The organism is Parapusillimonas sp. JC17 (assembly GCF_052180245.1).
In the GTDB taxonomy this organism is placed as follows: Bacteria; Pseudomonadota; Gammaproteobacteria; order Burkholderiales; family Burkholderiaceae_B; genus Parapusillimonas.
The window spans coordinates 2,412,807-2,430,820 of the sequence record NZ_CP197474.1 but is presented as its reverse complement, the minus strand read 5'-3'; the positions used below and the strand labels follow the sequence as shown (position 1 = coordinate 2,430,820).

General features: G+C 61.2%; 20 protein-coding genes and 1 tRNA gene. 17 read left to right on the top strand and 4 right to left on the bottom strand.

Annotation, left to right across the window (positions count from 1 at the left end):
- Positions 1 to 59: 59 nt before the first annotated feature.
- Positions 60 to 136, bottom strand: a tRNA-Val gene (locus ACSBPU_RS11700).
- Between the two features lie 355 nt (positions 137 to 491).
- On the opposite strand from ACSBPU_RS11700, the gene thrS reads away from it, so the two are divergent.
- The 6 genes from thrS (at position 492) to ptsP (ending at position 6,509) form a co-directional block, all read left to right on the top strand.
- A complete protein-coding gene (thrS, locus tag ACSBPU_RS11695; protein WP_442592303.1) occupies positions 492 to 2,429 on the top strand; it encodes a threonine--tRNA ligase in 1,938 nt (645 codons plus the stop codon).
- Positions 2,430 to 2,457: 28 nt separating this feature from the next.
- Positions 2,458 to 3,009: a translation initiation factor IF-3 gene (infC, locus tag ACSBPU_RS11690; protein WP_180071370.1), complete on the top strand. Its 552-nt coding sequence runs from the start codon at positions 2,458 to 2,460 to the stop codon at positions 3,007 to 3,009.
- A gap of 66 nt (positions 3,010 to 3,075) precedes the next feature.
- Complete coding sequence (gene gshB / locus ACSBPU_RS11685; protein ID WP_442592302.1) at positions 3,076 to 4,035, top strand: glutathione synthase; 960 nt, start codon at positions 3,076 to 3,078, stop codon at positions 4,033 to 4,035.
- Between the two features lies 1 nt (position 4,036).
- On the top strand, positions 4,037 to 4,438 hold the full coding sequence (locus tag ACSBPU_RS11680; protein ID WP_180071318.1) for a PTS sugar transporter subunit IIA: 402 nt from the start codon (positions 4,037 to 4,039) through the stop codon (positions 4,436 to 4,438).
- Positions 4,439 to 4,459: 21 nt separating this feature from the next.
- Complete coding sequence (locus ACSBPU_RS11675; RefSeq protein ID WP_442592301.1) at positions 4,460 to 4,729, top strand: HPr family phosphocarrier protein; 270 nt, start codon at positions 4,460 to 4,462, stop codon at positions 4,727 to 4,729.
- A 76-nt stretch (positions 4,730 to 4,805) separates the two neighbouring features.
- Positions 4,806 to 6,509: a phosphoenolpyruvate--protein phosphotransferase gene (gene ptsP / locus ACSBPU_RS11670; RefSeq protein ID WP_180071371.1), complete on the top strand. Its 1,704-nt coding sequence runs from the start codon at positions 4,806 to 4,808 to the stop codon at positions 6,507 to 6,509.
- 3 nt (positions 6,510 to 6,512) lie between these two features.
- On the opposite strand, the gene ACSBPU_RS11665 is transcribed toward ptsP, so the two are convergent.
- The 3 genes from ACSBPU_RS11665 to ACSBPU_RS11655 all read right to left on the bottom strand — a co-directional run bounded on the left by ACSBPU_RS11665 (position 6,513) and on the right by ACSBPU_RS11655 (position 8,960).
- Positions 6,513 to 7,739: an ammonium transporter gene (locus tag ACSBPU_RS11665; protein ID WP_442592300.1), complete on the bottom strand. Its 1,227-nt coding sequence runs from the start codon at positions 7,737 to 7,739 to the stop codon at positions 6,513 to 6,515.
- A 70-nt stretch (positions 7,740 to 7,809) separates the two neighbouring features.
- Positions 7,810 to 8,148 (bottom strand): P-II family nitrogen regulator, encoded by a 339-nt coding sequence (locus ACSBPU_RS11660; RefSeq protein ID WP_180071321.1) that lies wholly within the window; start codon positions 8,146 to 8,148, stop codon positions 7,810 to 7,812.
- 551 nt (positions 8,149 to 8,699) lie between these two features.
- On the bottom strand, positions 8,700 to 8,960 hold the full coding sequence (locus tag ACSBPU_RS11655) for a hypothetical protein (RefSeq protein ID WP_442592299.1): 261 nt from the start codon (positions 8,958 to 8,960) through the stop codon (positions 8,700 to 8,702).
- Here ACSBPU_RS11655 and ACSBPU_RS11650 point away from each other — a divergent pair.
- From ACSBPU_RS11650 to ACSBPU_RS11600, 11 genes are all read left to right on the top strand, one after another.
- Complete coding sequence (locus ACSBPU_RS11650) at positions 8,959 to 9,168, top strand: hypothetical protein (protein WP_442592298.1); 210 nt, start codon at positions 8,959 to 8,961, stop codon at positions 9,166 to 9,168. The genes ACSBPU_RS11655 and ACSBPU_RS11650 overlap by 2 nt on opposite strands.
- A 140-nt stretch (positions 9,169 to 9,308) precedes the next feature.
- Positions 9,309 to 9,587: an accessory factor UbiK family protein gene (locus ACSBPU_RS11645; protein ID WP_442592297.1), complete on the top strand. Its 279-nt coding sequence runs from the start codon at positions 9,309 to 9,311 to the stop codon at positions 9,585 to 9,587.
- 120 nt (positions 9,588 to 9,707) lie between these two features.
- Positions 9,708 to 11,216 (top strand): YifB family Mg chelatase-like AAA ATPase, encoded by a 1,509-nt coding sequence (locus ACSBPU_RS11640; RefSeq protein ID WP_442592296.1) that lies wholly within the window; start codon positions 9,708 to 9,710, stop codon positions 11,214 to 11,216.
- Between the two features lie 243 nt (positions 11,217 to 11,459).
- Positions 11,460 to 12,221: a TorF family putative porin gene (locus ACSBPU_RS11635; protein WP_442592295.1), complete on the top strand. Its 762-nt coding sequence runs from the start codon at positions 11,460 to 11,462 to the stop codon at positions 12,219 to 12,221.
- 275 nt (positions 12,222 to 12,496) lie between these two features.
- Entirely contained in the window at positions 12,497 to 12,694 is a 198-nt protein-coding gene (gene rpmI / locus ACSBPU_RS11630; RefSeq protein ID WP_180071327.1) for a 50S ribosomal protein L35, read from the top strand.
- Between the two features lie 16 nt (positions 12,695 to 12,710).
- Positions 12,711 to 13,070: a 50S ribosomal protein L20 gene (rplT, locus tag ACSBPU_RS11625; RefSeq protein WP_180071328.1), complete on the top strand. Its 360-nt coding sequence runs from the start codon at positions 12,711 to 12,713 to the stop codon at positions 13,068 to 13,070.
- Between the two features lie 69 nt (positions 13,071 to 13,139).
- Positions 13,140 to 14,162, top strand: a complete 1,023-nt coding sequence (gene pheS, locus ACSBPU_RS11620; RefSeq protein ID WP_180071329.1) for a phenylalanine--tRNA ligase subunit alpha — start codon at positions 13,140 to 13,142, stop codon at positions 14,160 to 14,162.
- Between the two features lie 68 nt (positions 14,163 to 14,230).
- Positions 14,231 to 16,642 carry a phenylalanine--tRNA ligase subunit beta gene (pheT, locus tag ACSBPU_RS11615; RefSeq protein ID WP_442592294.1) on the top strand — a complete coding sequence of 804 codons (2,412 nt, stop codon included), beginning with the start codon at positions 14,231 to 14,233 and terminating at the stop codon, positions 16,640 to 16,642.
- Between the two features lie 15 nt (positions 16,643 to 16,657).
- Complete coding sequence (locus tag ACSBPU_RS11610) at positions 16,658 to 16,978, top strand: integration host factor subunit alpha (protein WP_180071331.1); 321 nt, start codon at positions 16,658 to 16,660, stop codon at positions 16,976 to 16,978.
- Between the two features lie 77 nt (positions 16,979 to 17,055).
- Positions 17,056 to 17,481 (top strand): MerR family transcriptional regulator, encoded by a 426-nt coding sequence (locus ACSBPU_RS11605; protein ID WP_442592293.1) that lies wholly within the window; start codon positions 17,056 to 17,058, stop codon positions 17,479 to 17,481.
- A gap of 135 nt (positions 17,482 to 17,616) precedes the next feature.
- Complete coding sequence (locus tag ACSBPU_RS11600; protein ID WP_442592292.1) at positions 17,617 to 17,997, top strand: helix-turn-helix transcriptional regulator; 381 nt, start codon at positions 17,617 to 17,619, stop codon at positions 17,995 to 17,997.
- Positions 17,998 to 18,014: the final 17 nt, after the last annotated feature.

Below are 18,014 nucleotides of genomic sequence, written 5' to 3'. Positions count from 1 at the left end.
AAATGCCGCAGGCAAATAAAAAACCCGCATGCCCAATAGGCATGCGGGTTTCAGGTGTCTGGTAGGCAGTACTGGATTCGAACCAGCGACCTCTACGATGTCAACGTAGCGCTCTAACCAACTGAGCTAACCGCCTAAGAAGAACAGCATTCTAAACCAGATTTTTTATTCCTGTCAAATTGAAGGAAGGGTCCAGGGTGATGCCTCAAGACGGCATTGGTGGCATGGCGCGCAAAAGAGCATTTTTGCAACGAATTGGCACAAAAATCGGCCCATGCGGTGGTATTCGAAGGCCGGCGGGTTCAGCGGAAGGGGGCTGGTGTTACACTGGTGTTTTGATATTTGCACGCTTGCCCATACAGCATGAAAACAACGCGAACTACGACCTGGCATTTTTAGCTGTCGCCGCGTTTTGTTTACCCGCTTGCTAGCAATAAACGATACACCCAAAACGCGGCGAGTGCCGCGTTTTTGCATTTTCAGGACGACTTATGGTTCAAATCACCTTGCCCGACGGCTCGCAACGCGAGTTTCCGGGTCCCGTCTCGGTCAGCGATGTTGCGCACTCCATTGGCGCCGGCCTGGGCCGCTCCGCGCTCGCGGGCCGCGTGACTGCCGATGGACAGGAGCCGCGACTGGTCGATACCAGCTTTGTGCTCGAAAAAGACGCGCAGCTCGCCATCATCACCGCCAAGGATCCCGAAGGGCTCGACCTGATTCGCCATTCGACCGCTCACTTGCTGGCTTATGCCGTCAAGTTGCTCTTCCCGGATGCGCAGGTCACCATTGGACCGGTCATCGACAATGGTTTCTACTACGATTTTTCCTACAAGCGTCCCTTTACGCCCGAAGACCTGGAGGCCATTGAAAAGAAAATGGCTGAGCTGGCCAAGAAAGACGAAGTGGTGACGCGCGAAGAGTGGCTGCGCGATGACGCCGTGGCGTTTTTCAAAAGCATAGGCGAACACTACAAGGCCGAGATCATCGCGTCGATTCCAAGCAATGAGCCCATCAGCCTGTACCGCGAAGGCGAGTTCATCGACTTGTGCCGGGGTCCGCACGTACCCTCGACGGGCAAGCTGAAGGTGTTCAAGCTCATGAAGGTGGCGGGCGCCTACTGGCGGGGCGACAGCAACAACGAAATGCTGCAGCGCATATATGGCACTGCGTGGGCCACCAAGGAAGAGCAAGCAAACTATCTCACGATGCTTGAAGAGGCCGAGCGCCGCGATCATCGCAAGCTGGGTCGCGAACTCGATCTCTTCCACTTTCAGGAAGAGGCGCCAGGCCTCATTTTCTGGCATCCCAAAGGCTGGATCCTGTGGCAGGAAGTCGAGCAATACATGCGCACCGTCTATCGGGACAATGGCTATCAAGAAGTGAAGGCGCCGCAGATCCTGGACCTTTCCTTGTGGAAGAAAACGGGGCACTGGGACAACTACGCCGAGAACATGTTCACGACCGAGTCCGAAAACCGGGTATATGGACTCAAGCCCATGAACTGTCCCGGGCACGTGCAGATCTTCAACGCCGGCCTGCATTCATATCGCGAGCTGCCCATACGCTATGGCGAGTTCGGCCAATGCCACCGCAACGAACCATCCGGTTCGCTGCACGGCATGATGCGGGTGCGGGGCTTCACGCAGGACGACGGCCATATTTTCTGCACGGAAGACCAGTTGCAGGACGAATGCGCGAACTTCACGGCGTTGCTCAAGAAGGTCTATGCCGACTTCGGCTTCACCGAGATCCTGTACAAGGTGGCGACGCGCCCCGAGAAGCGCATCGGTTCGGACGAGGTCTGGGACAAGGCCGAAAAGGCGCTGATGGACAGCCTGGATCGTACGCATTGCGAGTACGAGGTATCGCCGGGCGAGGGCGCCTTCTACGGGCCCAAGATCGAATACACGCTCAAGGACGCCATCGGCCGCCACTGGCAATGCGGCACCATACAAGTGGATTTCTCCATGCCGCAGCGCCTGGGCGCCGAGTACGTCGACGCATCGGATCAGCGCAAGACGCCGGTGATGCTGCATCGCGCCATACTGGGTTCGCTGGAGCGCTTCATCGGCATGTTGATCGAGAATCACGCCGGCGCGATGCCCGCATGGCTGTCCCCAGAGCATGCAGTGGTATGCTGCATTTCCGAAGCGTCCGCCGATTATGCGTCGGAAGTCGCCCTTAGCCTGAAAAAACAAGGGTTTAGAGTAAGTTCGGATTTGCGCGGTGAAAAAATCACCCGTAAAATTCGTGAACACAGCATGCAGAAGGTGCCGTATATTCTGGTCGTCGGCGAAAAAGAACGCGAAGGCGGCAAGGTGGCGGTGCGTGGCCGAGGCGGCGTAGATCTAGGGGTCATGTCCCAGGAAGACTTCGCACAACGCCTCAAAACGGAAATCGCCACTCGCCAAGACGGCACGCAAGCCTGATTTTTTATAACTTTTAGGAGTCTTAGACATCGCAACCGATAAAGCACATCGCATCAATGGTGAAATTCGTGTTCCCGAGGTGCGTCTCATAGGAGTGGATGGAGAGCAATTGGGGGTATTGAAGACCTCCGAGGCACTTCACCTGTCGGAACAGCACGAAGTCGATCTGGTCGAAATTGCGCCCAATGCGTCGCCGCCAGTCTGCCGGCTGATGGATTACGGCAAATTCAAATACCAAGAACAAAAGCGCCAGCAGGAAGCCCGCGCCAAGCAGAAAATCATCCAGGTCAAGGAAGTCAAGTTCCGTCCGGGAACCGACGAAGGCGACTATCAGGTCAAGCTGCGCAATCTGCGCCGCTTCATCGAGGAAGGCGACAAGGCAAAGGTCACCCTGCGTTTCCGCGGCCGCGAAATGGCCCACCAGGAATTAGGCATGCGAGTGCTTGAGCGCGTTCGCGATGATCTGGCCGAACTCTGCCAGGTGGAAGCCATGCCCAAGCTGGAAGGCAGGCAGATGGTCATGGTGCTGGCTCCGCGCAAGAAGGCCACGCCTGGCAAAGCCGGCGAAGCCGCTTCCTGATCCTGAATCTCCAATATGTCCCGCGCCGGCCCGTGTACGGCGCGGGAATGCACGCAGGTGTCGCTCATGCATGTATTGTTCGTTATTGATCCTCTTCCGTCACTCAAGGCCTACAAGGATACGTCGGTCGCCATGATGCGTGCGCTGGTGGCGCGCGGCCACGCCATCAGCGTGGCCTATCAGGGCGGGCTGTATATCGACGAGGGCGTGGTCATGGCCGAGGCCATGGGCATCGACCTCGTGCCGGGCGCGGATCTGCACGAGCATTCATGGTGGCAGGCCCGCGGCAGCGTGCAGGAAGCCCGGCTATCCGAGTTCGATGCGGTCTTGATGCGCAAGGACCCACCCTTCGATATGGAATACGTGTACGCCAGCCACCTGCTTGAATATGCGCAGGCGCAGGGCGCGCGCGTATTCAATTCGGGCGCCGCGCTGCGCAATCATCCCGAGAAGCTGGCAATCACCGAGTTTTCGTCGTTCACGGCGCCCACGCTGGTTACGCGCAACGTCGTCCGCTTGCGCGCTTTTCATGCCAAGCACCGCGATGTCGTCGTGAAGCCGCTGGACGGCATGGGCGGCACGGGCATTTTCCGCCTGCAGCCCGACGAGCACAATCTCAGCTCCATCCTGGAAATGCTGACGGATTTCGGCACGCGCACGATCATGGCGCAGCGCTATATTCCGGAAATCGTCAATGGCGACAAGCGCATATTGTTGATCGCGGGGCAACCGGTGCCGTATGTGCTGGCCCGTATTCCGCTGGCCGGCGAGACCCGGGGCAATCTGGCGGCGGGCGGCCGGGGCGTCGCCCGCGAACTGACGGCCCGTGATCGCGAAATCGCGGAAACCATCGGCCCGCAGCTGGTCGAGCGCGGGTTGTTGCTGGTCGGACTGGACGTCATTGGCGATTATGTCACCGAGATCAACGTCACCAGCCCGACCTGCTTTGTCGAGATTACCGAGCAGACCGGTTACGATGTGGCGGACCATTTCGCAGCAGCGCTCGAGCACGCGGTAGGCATCTGAGATGGCACGCATCGCGCTCGTCATGCATGAGCCGCTGGGTGCCGCATTCAAGGCCTGCGCCCAGCACGTGCTTGGCCAGAAGCCGGAATTGACCGTATTCGACGTTTCGCCCGATGCCGATCCGGACGAGCTTTCCGTGCGACTGGCACGCATCCTGCTTGATCACGCGGCCGAGCCTACGCTCATTTTGTGCGATATATTTGGTGCGACGCCTTTCAACATCGCCAAGCGCGCGCTTAAACTGGCAACGGAACGCGGCATGGTCGCGCATCTCATTACGGGAACCAACCTGTGCATGGTGCTCAAGGCCCTGACCGAACAGCAGGAAAATCCCGATCAGCTCAGCGAAACCGTGCGCCTTGGCGCGCTGCGCGGCATCGTCAACGCAGACCAGTTCAACTGAATTCAAAACAACAAGAGTCCTATGGCAACCGTCGACATCGTCATCAGCAACAAATTGGGTCTTCATGCCCGCGCCGCCGCCAAGCTCACGCAGCTGGCCAGCCGGTTCAGCAGCGAGATCTACATAGCCCGCGGAGCGCAACGGGTCAATGCGAAGAGCATCATGGGCGTCATGATGCTGGCGGCCGGCCTGGGCGTGACCGTCAAGGTCGATGCCACCGGAGACGACGCGGAACAAGCCGTCCAGGACATCCAGGCCTTGTTCGCCAACAAGTTCGGCGAGCAGGAATAGCCGCCACGCAGCACAACGTTCCGCCATGACCGTCAACATCCCACACAGGCAGCCTGACTTCTGCGCCATGCTGTGCATGCATGGACAGGGTGTCGTCAAGGGCTACGCCATCGGCAAGGCCGCGGTCATGAGCGCGGCGGCGCTCGAAGTCGCGCACTATCGCATCGCGCCCGACGACGCCGGGGCGGAATGCGACCGTCTGAAGAACGCGATCATTATTGCGCGCGACGAACTGCAGCACATGGCGGCCACACTGCCTGACGATGCTCCCCGCGAGCTGGGTCCTTTGCTTACCGTGCACAGCCTGCTGCTGGACGATCCCATGCTGTTCCAGCAGACGTGCGAGCTCATTAACGAGCGCTTGTACAACGCGGAATGGGCCTTGACGAGTCAGGGCCAGTTCCTGGCGGAGCAGTTTTCCCTGATGGAGGACGAGTATCTGCGCGAGCGCGCGGCGGACATCCGGCAGGTCATAGAGCGGGTGCTGCGGGTGCTGTCGGGATCGACGGCGCTGCTGAGCAACCTGGACGTCGACGCATTCAACGATCCTTTCATCGTCGTGGCGCGCGACATTTCCCCCGCCGACATGCTGCGTCTGCGCGGCGGACGCTTCGGCGGCTTCCTGACCGATCTGGGCGGGCCGACCTCCCATACAGCCATCGTCGCGCGCAGCATGAATGTGCCGGCAGTCGTGGGCCTGGGCCATTTCCGCGCCCTGATACGAGACGGCGATACCTTGATCGTGGATGGATTTTCTGGTGCGGTCCTGGTCAATCCCTCCGAGCAGGTTCTTGCGGAATACCGGCAACGGCAAGCCGACTATGCCGCTGAAAGGGCCGAGCTGGCCCTGCTGCGCGATGCGCCGGCAATGACTCTGGACGGCATCGCCATCAAGCTCGAAGCCAATATCGAACTGCCCGAAGAGGCGATCGCCGCCGTCGAGGCGGGCGCTGATGGCATTGGGCTGTTCCGCAGCGAATTCCTTTTCATGGGCCGTGCCGATCTGCCCACGGAAGAAGAGCAATATCAAGCCTATGCGTCCGTGGTCAAGACCATGGGGGGGCGGCCGGTCACCATACGCACCTTGGATCTCGGTTCCGACAAGACGCTCGATGGCGACGTCACGGTGGCGACCAATCCGGCACTGGGCTTGAGGGCGATCCGCTACTGCCTGGCCAACCCCGAGATCTTCGCGACGCAGTTGCGCGCCTTGCTGCGTGCATCGCTGCATGGCCATGTGCGCATACTCATTCCGATGATTTCGCACATGCACGAAGTGCACGCCACCCGCCAGGCCATTGAATCCGCATGCCGCGACCTCGACGAACGGGGCGTTCCCTACGGACGCGACTATTCCCTGGGAGCCATGGTCGAGATACCGGCGATTGCCATCGCGATCGAACCCTTTGTCGAGTCGCTGGATTTCCTGTCCATTGGCACCAATGACCTGATCCAGTACACCCTGGCCATAGATCGCGGCGACACCGATGTCGCCGACTTGTATGACCCCATGCATCCTGCAGTGCTGCGCCTGCTAGCCCATACGATCAACGCGGGGGAAAGGGCCGGCAAGCCGGTGGCGGTGTGCGGGGAAATGGCGGGGGACGCCCGTGTCACGAAAATGCTGCTTGGCTTGGGCCTGACCGAATTCTCCATGCATCCGCAGCAATTGCTCGATGTCAAGAAGGAAGTCCGGCAGGCCCATACGAACGCCTTGCGGGTAAAAGTGGCTTCGGCGCTAAACCGGGCGGAACGCATCGATTTAGCGGCCTTGTCGTAATGATCAACGGTGGTAGGCGGTCTCGCCGTGCGAGTGGATGTCCAGCCCTTCGCGCTCGGCATCGGCGCTGACCCGCAGGCCCACGGTCTTGTCCGCAATGAAGTAGGCCAGCCAGGCGACGGCTGCGGACCACACGACGGTGACCAGCACGCCTTCGAATTGCAGCCATACCTGGCCGGGAATGGCCGCCATGCTGTCCAGGCCGGGCCCGCCCATGGCTTGGGCGTTGAATACCCCTGTCAATAGCGCGCCCACGATTCCGCCCACGCCATGGATGCCGAACACATCGAGCGAGTCGTCGGCATTGAGCGCACGCTTCAAGCCGTTCACTCCCCATACGCATGCCGCCGCGGTGATCACGCCGATGGCCAGCGCGCCTGCCGGCCCAACCAGCCCGGCGGCGGGCGTGATGCCGACCAGGCCGGCCACCGCGCCGGAGATGCCGCCCAGCAAGGACGGGTTACCCTTGTAGAGCCATTCGACGACGACCCAGGATAATATTCCGCCGGCGGTGGCGATCAGGGTATTGAAGAAGGCCAGGGCCGCCGTTTCGTTGGCGCTCAGCGCGGAGCCCGCGTTGAACCCGAACCAGCCCACCCAAAGCAGGGCCGCGCCGATCATGGCCATGGGCAGATTGTGGGGCTGCATGCCTTCGCGGCCATAGCCGATGCGCTTGCCGATGAAGTAGGCGCCCACCAAGGCGGCCACCCCGGAATTGATATGGACCACGGTGCCGCCCGCGAAGTCCAGAGCGCCGCGTTCGAGCAGCCAGCCCCCAGGCCCCCAGACCATATGGGCGATGGGCACATAGCATAAAGTCATCCAGATCGCGGTGAACACCAATACCGCGGCGTAGCGGGTGCGTTCGGCAAAGCCGCCCACGATCAGCGCGCAGGTAATGCCGGCGAAGGTTGCCTGGAAGGCCGCGAAGCTGAGTTCCGGAATGGTGCCCGACAAGGCGTACTCGCCCGTGGACAGGCGTTGCATGCCGTTGAAGAGCAAGCGTGAAAGGCCTCCTATGACGGCATTGCCTTCGGTGAAAGCGAGCGAATAGCCGTATACGAACCACAAGACGACGGCCAGCGCAAACACGGTGGTCACCTGGACCAGCACGGAGAGCACGTTTTTTGCGCGGACCAGGCCGCCGTAGAAAAGGGCCAGGCCAGGCATGACCATCAGCAATACCAGCAGGGTCGAGACGCTGACCCATGCCAAATCGGCTTTATCCATTATTTCACTCCTGTGAGCCGGCCTACGTGTCAGATTCTCGTGCCGGCGCGTTGATGGGTTATGGGTGGGGTCAGAGCGCGCTTTCGCCGGACTCGCCCGTCCGGATCCGGATGACCTGATCGATGGGCGTCACGAACACCTTGCCGTCGCCGATCTTTCCGGTGTGCGCGGCCGCGCACAGGCTTTCGATGGCCTGTTCGACATTGCCGTCGGCCACGGCCATTTCAAGACGCAGCTTGGGCAGAAAATCGACGGTGTATTCCGCGCCCCGATACAGCTCGGTGTGTCCCTTTTGGCGGCCGAAACCTTTGACTTCCGTGACCGTCATGCCCTGGATGCCGATTTCGGACAGCGCCTCCCGGACTTCATCCAGCTTGAACGGTTTTATGATGGCGGTGATGAGCTTCATTGCGTTTCCTCATTGGGGTTGACATGGGGACTTACGCAATATGCATGCCACTTTTCCTTTTGAGGGGTCAGACCCCGTACGGGGTCTGACCCCGGTATCTTTGCGAAGGGGTCAGACCCGTATGGAGGGCTGGCGCCGGTGTCGTGGTGAAAGGGGTCAGACCCCGTACGGGTTTTACCCCAACCCGGAGCGCCAATCTGGTGCAATGCCCGGGGCACGCACTAAATCAGGGCGGGGCAAAAGTGCACAGAAGTGTAACCAGACAAGAGGGTGGGGAGGGTTTTGTATCTTGCTGTGATTGCGCGATCAAAACGGCGCGTAGCCCAAAGGCGCGCCAGTCAAAGGTTTGCGGCATAAATGAGGAAAACGGAAGCGCCGGCCTGAAATCAGGATTTACATGGCTTCATGGGTGGCCGCGCACCGCCTCGCTAGAATTGTTACTAAGCCATTTGTAACGCGCACCTTGCTGCGCAACTCGCTGAACCGCTTGTCGCAACGGGACAGAACGCAATGGCACGCGACGTTGAAAGTGAGGAAAGCATGAAAAGGACTCATACACACTTAACTTTGATCGCGATGGCTGCATCCATGAGCTTGCTGGCGGCTTGCTCCAAGGGTGAAGACGCCGAGGCTCCCATGAACACAACGCCCCCGGTCGAAACGCCCGCGCCGGCGCCGGCGCCCGCACCGCCACCGGCAGCGCCGGCGCCAGCTCCGGCACCTGACTCCGGCACCACGCCGGCGCCGTCCGACATGCCGCCGCCTTCTTCGGGCATGGCGCCTTCGGACGGCCCGACCGCGGGCGAGCGCATGAAAGAATCCGCAAAACAGGCCGCCAGCACGGTGGCCGCGAAGGCCGGGGAGCTCAAGGACAGCGCGGCCCAGAAAGCGGGAGAGGTCGGCGATGCGATCAAGGAAGGGGCGGCCAAGGCCGATCAGGCCATCCAGGAATCAATCAGCAACGGCAACACCTACGCTTCCGGCAACGTGACGCGGGCGAACGAACAGCCCAAACCGTAAATCCGGCCTTGTCCGCCCGATATGCATCGGGCGGCTGTCCCTATGTTCGCCGCGGCGCTTGCGTATGGGGCGCGCAGCAGTTCGTACCGGTTTTTCATTACACTACAGTCTTGTGCGCTTATTGAATGAGGGAGATAGCCATGATCCATCGCACCGACTGGATAGAAGACTTTCAGAAGAATATTTCTGAACTCATCGCCAAGAGCCCGGCAGCCGACATCGAGCGCAATGTGAAAGCCATGATGGCGCAAACATTCTCTCGGCTGGAGCTGGTCACTCGGGAAGAGTTCGACGTGCAGGCGCAATTGCTCGAGCGCGCCCTGGCCCGCATTACCGCTCTCGAATCCCGTGTTCAGACGCTCGAAGGCAGGCCCGACACGCCTTTGCAGGCGGGGCCGGCCGCCACTGGCACCGAATAGGACCGGTCGCCGTAGCTTTACGCATGGACCGCAGCATCGCGAACGCGTATCGCGGGCTGTATGACGGTTCCATAATCATGCGTGGCGCCATATTCAATGGCGCATCGCATGAGGTCATCCATGTCCATTGCCATATTGGCCAGCCGGGCGCTGTACGGCATGCAGGCGCCGCCCGTGCGGGTCGAGGTGCACGTCGGTCCGGGCCTGCCCGCCTTCCATCTGGTTGGGTTGCCCAACGCGGGTGTACGTGAAAGCCGCGAGCGCGTTCGTTCCGCCATCATAAACAGCGGTTACGAATTTCCCCATGGCCGTATTACGGCGAATCTCGCCCCGGCCGATTTGCCCAAGGAGTCCGGGCGGTTCGATCTTCCCATTGCGCTGGGTGTGCTGCTGGCATCGGGTCAAATCCCGATGCGTGCCGGCTCCCCGGACTTGCGCAACCATGTATTCGCCGGCGAGCTGTCCCTGACAGGCGCCATCGTTCCGGTGAACGCCCCGATCGCCATCGCCCTGGAGGTCGCCCGTGGTTCGCCGAACACCGTGCTGGTCCTGCCGCAAGGCTGTGCGCAAATGGCGGCGCGGGTACCTGGATTGCAGGTGCTGGCGGTGTCGACGCTGGCCGAGCTTGCCGCCTACTTCAGCGGGGACGGCGAACTCGATCCCGTTCAGCCGACGCCGTGGTCGGACGAGTCCGAAGCGGAATTATGCCTGTCCGAGCTGCGCGGGCAACTGCAGGCCCGCCGGGCGCTGGAAGTCGCGGCGGCGGGCGGCCACAGCCTGCTGCTTTGCGGACCGCCGGGCACGGGCAAGAGCATGCTTGCGCATCGACTGCCCGGCGTGCTTCCCAGGCTGACCATGGAACATGCGCTCGAAGTGTGCGCACTTGCCAGCCTGACTGGCAACAAGGCGCCATTGAGCGACCATCCGCCATTCCGGGCTCCGCATCACTCCGCTTCGGGGCCTGCGCTGGTCGGCGGTGGCAGCCATCCCAGGCCGGGCGAGATCAGTCTGGCCCACCATGGTGTTTTGTTCCTGGATGAGCTGCCCGAATTCCAGCGCGGGGTTCTTGAAACCTTGCGCGAGCCGCTCGAAACGGGGCGAGTGGCCATTGCGCGGGCGGCACGTACGCTGGTCTTCCCGGCAGACTTCCAATTGGTGGCCGCGATGAATCCTTGTCCTTGCGGTTGGCTTGGGCATCTTCGCAAGCCATGTCGTTGCACACCGGACCAGGTCGCGGCCTATCGCGGCCGCTTGTCGGGGCCTCTGCTGGACCGCGTGGACTTGCAGATCAACCTGCCTGCCGCCACCGGCGACTGGATGGATTCGCCGCCGGGCGAAGCCTCGAGCTGCGTGCGCGCGCGCGTCCAGCGATGCCGTCAGCGCCAGCGTGCCCGGCAGGCTTGCGTCAATGCCAAGCTGGGCGTAGGTCAATTACAGACGCATTGCCGCCTGGATCAAGGCGCGGAACGCTTGCTGCGAGAAGGGATGCAGCGTTGGGACTGGTCGGCCAGGGTCGTGCACCGGGTCCTTCGGGTGGCACGGACCTTGGCCGACCTTGCGGAACAGGACCAGATTCTGGCCGTCCATGTGGGCGAGGCCATCCAGTATCGGCAACCCTGGGCTCCCTGATGAACGCCTCCTTGGATTGGGGTCAGACCCCGAACGGGGTCTGACCCCCGGAAGATGGCCCCCGTACGGGGTCTGACCCCATTCGGTCAAATGCACCGCGATGTGCCCCATCCGGGGCGAATGCATGCTCGACGCACCATCATGGATCGTCGAAGGCATGGCAGGACGGCTTGAAACTGGCATGGCCTTTGCGTTTGGAAACATACCCGTCGTTTCCGTTCACGCCCCTCAAGGAGAGTCTCCATGCTTCGATTCAGTGCCGTTTCCATGATTTTGCTGGGTTCCGGTTTGGCGCAGGCCCATGCGCAGCAAGCTGCCGCCCCTTCATCGCCTTCCGCCTTCAGCGTGAGCGCCAATCTGTCCGTCGCCAGCCAATACCGCTACCGCGGAATCATGCAGACCAACAACCGGCCGGCGATACAGGGCGGTTTCGACATCGAGCACGAAAGCGGATTCTATCTGGGCAACTGGAACTCCAGCATCAGCTGGCTCTCCGATTCTGATCCGGATGTGTCGTCGGCGGTCGAGATGGATTTCTACGGAGGCTACAAGTTCCCGCTCGGCGAGCAGTTCTCGGTGGATCTGGGCGCCATCCATTATCGCTACCCCGGAAGCTATCCGGACGGCTATACCAAGCCCCATACGACCGAGCTGTATCTGGGTTTGGGGTATGGGCCGGTGACCTTCAAATATTCCCATGCTGTCACCAATCTGTTTGGTGTCGCGGATTCTCGCAACAGCCAGTACTACGACCTGAGCGGCAGCTTCGAGACCGGGTTCTGGGGGCTGACGCTGGATGCCCACGTGGGCTATCAAAAAGTCCGGAACCTGGAAGACGGGTCTTATACGGACTGGTCCCTGGGCGTTACCAAGGATTGGGGGGCCGGCTTTTCAACCGGCATCGCCTACGTGGACACCAACGCCGACCGCGACCTCTACACAAACAGCAGGGGAAAATACATGGGCCGGTCCGCCGTGGTGTTGAACCTGTCCAAAGCGTTCTAACGAGTTGAGGGGTCAGACCCCGTACGGGGTCTGACCCCTGGCACGGATCCGGGGTCCGACCCCTCACCGCATTAGACAAAACTTTAAATTCCGTCGTATAATCAAGGGCTTTTCCTAGAAACGTTCACCGTTACTGGAAAGCTCATGGCCAGTAGGGTCTTGTTGCGGCAAGCATCGGGGTTTTGCTGGTTCAATCAATAAGTGGATTTTGGGTCGTGCAAGCGTTGCCAGCAGGTTTGGCGGCCACCCGGGTTCACCAATCACAGAGTTACATCATGCCTAAGATGAAAACCAAAAAAGGCGCCGCAAAGCGCTTTAAGGTTCGTGGTAGTGGTTCCATCAAGCGGGGCCAGGCGTTCAAGCGCCACATCCTCACCAAGAAAACAACCAAGAACAAGCGCCAACTGCGCGGTTCTGCCGCTGTGCACGATTCAGACGTCGCATCGGTCAAGGCAATGTTGCCTTTCGCTTGATTAACGGAGATCTACTATGCCACGCGTAAAACGCGGCGTTACCGCTCGCGCCCGCCACAAAAAAGTCATCAAAGCTGCCAAAGGCTATCGCGGCCGCCGCGGTAATGTCTTTCGCATCGCCAAACAGGCGGTCATGCGCGCAGGGCAATATGCCTACCGCGACCGCCGCAACAAGAAGCGCACCTTCCGCGCCTTGTGGATCACCCGTATCAACGCGGCATGCCGCGAACTGGGTATCACATACAGTGTGTTCATCGCAGGCACGAAGAAAGCCTCGATCGAACTGGATCGCAAAGTGTTGGCCGACATGGCCGTCAACGATAAGGCCGGCTTTGCAGCCGTAGTTGCGCAAGCCAAGTCCGCTTTGGCAGCCTGATCGATTTCGATTCTGTATTATTGTGAACGGGGCTCTGTCGGGCTCCGTTTGCATTTGGAAAAGCGATATATGACTTCTTCAGTGGATGACCTGATCGTTCAGGCAAAAGAACAGTTCGCCCAGGCGGGCGATGCGGCCGCCCTCGAAAACGCCAAGGCCCGCTTTCTTGGAAAGCAGGGCGCCCTGACGGCGATGATGAAAGGCCTGGCCCAGTTGGCGCCCGAACAAAAAAAGGCGGAAGGCGCCCGGATCAACCAACTGAAGCAGCAAGTCGAAAACCTGCTCAACGAGCGCCGCGCCGAGTTGGCGCAGGCCCAGCTCGATCGGCGCCTGGCGTCCGAAACCATCGACGTCACCTTGCCCGGACGCGGTCGCGGAATCGGCGGGATACACCCGGTCATCCAGACCTGGCAGCGTGTCGAGGCCATCTTCCGGTCCATCGGTTTCGACGTGGCCGACGGCCCCGAGATCGAAAACGACTGGACCAATTTCACTGCGTTGAACAACCCGGAGAACCATCCGGCGCGTTCCATGCAGGACACTTTCTACGTGGACATGCAAGACGCCCAGGGCCTGCCCCTGCTGCTGCGCACCCACACCAGCCCGATGCAGGTGCGCTATGCGCGCATGAATCAGCCGCCGATCAAGGTCATTGCTCCGGGGCGCACCTATCGCGTCGACAGCGATGCCACGCATTCGCCCATGTTCCACCAAGTCGAAGGGCTGTGGATCGCGGAAGACATTTCCTTCGCCGATCTCAAGGGCGTCTATACGGATTTCCTGCGCGAGTTCTTTGAAACGGACGATCTGTCGGTACGTTTCCGGCCGTCCTTCTTCCCCTTCACCGAGCCCTCGGCCGAGATCGACATGATGTTCACCTCGGGCCCCAACCAGGGGCGTTGGCTGGAAATTTCCGGTTCAGGCCAGGTGCATCCGCAAGTCGTGCGCAATTTCGGGCTGGATCCCGAACGCTATATCGGCTTTGCTTTCGGCTCCGGCCTTGAGCGACTGACCATGCTGCGCTACGGCGTGAACGACCTGCGCCAGTTTTTCGAAGGCGATCTGCGCTTCCTGCGCCAGTTCAACCGCTAGGGCCACTGCCGTCTAGCTTTTTGCGTTAACAGGCCTAGTCCTCCGACACCGAATCCGACGAGTAAATTATGCTATTTCCAGAATCGTGGCTGCGCGCTTTTGCCAATCCGGACCTCGATACCGATGCCCTCGCGCACCGTCTCACCATGGCGGGCCTGGAGGTCGAGGGCACGACGCCCGCGGCGCCTCCATTCAGCGGCGTCGTGGTGGCCCACATCAAAGAAATCGCCCCGCATCCCAATGCGGACAAGCTCAGGGTCTGCCAAGTGGACGACGGCTCGGGCGCCTTGCTGCAGATCGTATGCGGTGCGCCCAATGCGGCGGCCGGCATCAAGGTGCCGCTGGCGCGCGTGGGCGCGGAACTGCCCGGTGGAATGAAAATCGGCACGGCCAAGATGCGCGGCGTCGAATCGGCCGGCATGCTGTGTTCGGCGCGCGAATTGGGGCTGTCGCAGGATCATGCCGGCCTGCTGGTGCTTGGCGATGATGCTCCCGTTGGCGCCTCGCTTCGCGATGCGCTCGACCTGGACGACACGGTGTTCGAGCTCAAGCTGACGCCGAATCGCGCGGACTGCCTGTCCATCCTGGGCGTGGCGCGCGAAGTCTCCGCATTGACCGGGGCGCCGCTGTCTTTGCCGCGCTTCGATCCCGTTCCCGTCACCTTGCAGGATCGGCTGCCCGTCGATATCCAGGCGCCGGATTTGTGCGGGCGCTTTTGCGGCAGAATCATCCGCGGCGTGAATGCCAGAGCCCAGACGCCGGCATGGATGAAATCGCGCCTGGAGCGCGCGGGCCAGCGCTCTGTTTCCGCGCTGGTGGATATCTCCAACTACGTCATGCTCGAACTGGGACGTCCCACGCACGTATTCGACCTGCAGCGCATACAGGGCGGCCTGACGGTCCGCTGGGCGCGCGAAGGCGAGCGCCTGGAGCTCCTGAGCGGCCAGTTCGTCGACTTGGCGCCGGACGTCGGCGTCATCTGCGCGGGCGATGTCGTCGAGAGCATGGCGGGCATCATGGGCGGCGAGGCCACCGCCGTCACACTGGACACCACAGACGTATATCTGGAAGGCGCCTTCTGGTGGCCCGAAGCCATCATGGGAAGGGCGCGCCGGTACAAATTCAGCTCCGAAGCCAGCCATCGCTTCGAGCGCGGCGTCGATTTCGCGTCGATCACCGAGCACCTCGAACTCACGACCCGTCTGCTGATCGATATCTGCGGCGGCCAGGCCGGTCCGCTGGACGATCAGACCGTCAATCTTCCCACGCGCGAACCGGTCCGGATGCGTCTGGACCGTTGCCATCGCGTCCTGGGGGTTCCGGTTTCCAGGGATGAGGTCGAGCGTATCTTCACCAGCCTGGGCCTGCCATGCCGGATCGAAGACGGCGATGTGTTCGTCGTGACCCCGCCTTCGTACCGCTTCGATCTCTTCATCGAAGAAGATCTGATCGAAGAGGTCGCCCGCGTTTACGGCTTCGAGCGCATCCCCGACATTCCCCCTCGGGCACGCGCCAAGATGCGGATGCAGCCCGAAACCTTGCAGGGACCGCATGCGTTGCGCGCCCGCCTGGCCGGCCTCGACTATCAGGAAGTCATCAACTTTTCCTTTGTCGAGGAAGCCTGGGAGCGCGACTACGCCGGCAACACCGACCCCATCCGGCTGGTGAACCCCATCGCCAGCCAGTTGGCGGTCATGCGCTCCAGCCTGATCGGCGGGCTGGTGGCCAACATCGTCCATAACGCGAACCGCAAGCAAAGCCGTGTGCGGGTCTTCGAACTCGGCCGCGTGTTCACGCGCGACGCCGGCGTTGCCGATGGCGACCTGGCGGTGGCAGGTGTGAGCCAGCCGCAATATCTGGCCGCCGCCGCCTGGGGCCCTGCGGTCGACGAGCAGTGGGGCATCGCTGCCCGGCCCGTGGACTTCTTTGATGTCAAGCGCGACCTGGAAAGCCTGCTTGGCGTGCTCGCGCCCCGCTTGCGCTGCGTTCCCGCTTCTCATCCGGCGCTTCATCCGGGGCGGTCGGCGCGCCTGGAACTCGACGGGCGGCCCATGGGCTGGCTGGGCGAGCTGCATCCTCGCTGGGCCCAGCAGAACGACCTGCCGCACTCCCCGGTGGTATTCGAGGTCGATGTCGAGGCCATTTCGACCGTGCCCCTGCCCGTTCCAACCGAGGTCTCGCGGCAGCCGGTGGTCATCCGCGACCTGGCCGTATGGGCGCCCGATAGCGTCTCTTATCAGGATTTGTTCGGTACACTTACCCGTACGATTCAAACTAATGCTAATCTTGGTATCGTCAAAGACATTAGGCTGTTCGACGTCTGGCGTGACAAGTCCGCCCAAACCCCAGAGAAAAGCATGGCTTTCCGCTTCTGGCTCCAGGATCGCGAAGCCACGCTCGACGACGCCACCGTCGAACAGTGCATTTCATTGCTGCTTGAAGCGCTGGTGGGCGCCCACGGCGTACGCCTGCGCACTTGAGGAGCTCGATTGATTATGAATCCGGATCGTACCCTGACCAAAGCGGAGCTGGCTGAGCTCCTGTTCGACCGCGTAGGCCTGAACAAGCGCGAAGCCAAGGACATCGTCGATACCTTCTTCGAGGAAATTCGCGAATCGCTTGCCCGCGGCATCGAAGTCAAGCTGTCCGGCTTCGGAAATTTCCAGGTCCGCGACAAGCCTCCCCGTCCGGGACGCAATCCCAAGACAGGCGAAGTCATACCCATCGCAGCGCGCCGCGTCGTGACTTTCCATGCCAGCCAGAAGCTCAAGAGCGTGGTGGAAACGGCCGGAAGGGCACCCACAGACACTGAATGAGCAAAGGTCCGGGCGGCGGCGCCAGCAAGCCGGTCTCCGTTTTATTCGTAGTCTTTTGAACGGCATACAATCTGCACATGAGTACAAGCGAAACTTCCGTTACATTGCCTCCCATTCCTGCCAAGCGCTATTTCACCATCGGTGAAGTCAGCGAGCTATGCGGCGTCAAGCCCCATGTCTTACGCTACTGGGAGCAGGAGTTCACTCAGCTCAAACCGGTCAAGCGTCGAGGCAACCGCCGTTATTACCAGCATCATGAAGTGCTGCTCATCCGCCGTATCCGCGATCTGCTTTACGAACAGGGCTTCACCATCAGCGGAGCCCGGAATCGACTGGGCGACCTGAATGACGTGCCACGCGATCAGGATGCCGCCGTCCGCTTGAGCGCGTCCGAACTGCAAGGCTTGCGCAGCGATCTTGCGCAACTGCGCGACATGCTCGGCGAGGCTCTCGAACCGCAACCCTCCAAAGAAGCGGGGCAGGGCGGACTGCAGCTTTCCTGAGACACAAGCCCCCCATCCGCCGGCGATAAAGTCAACAATCGTCAAGGCCGGCGGAAACGCTTGGACAAACGGGCGCATGGTACCTAGAGTTGAAGGTATATGTGTCCTGTATACCGTACTCAAGCGTCCGGCGATTTGAGTGATCAATTGTTGCTGTCGTACGCCAAACAGCTCCTGGCATCCAGATTGTCCAATCCTCCCAAGCTGGAAGAGGTCGCCGCCGCGTTCGGCGTGACCAAGTATCGCCTGACGGAAGTCTTCAAGAGTTCACTCGGCCTGACGGTGGCCGGATTCCTGCGCGAAGAACGCATGCGGAAGGCTCAGCGTCTGCTGGTCCAGACCTCGCTGGGCCTGGAGTCCATCGCACGCGAGGTGGGCTTTTCCTGCGCGGCCAACTTCTCGAACGCCTTCCGGGAGTACGTGGGCGTCTGGCCCAGCGAATTCCGGGAAAACGCACCGATGGAGGCCCTGACGTCCATGCAAGGGGCGGTGCGCTGGACTTCATCCAAGTCCTGAACCACGGCCGGGGGCTA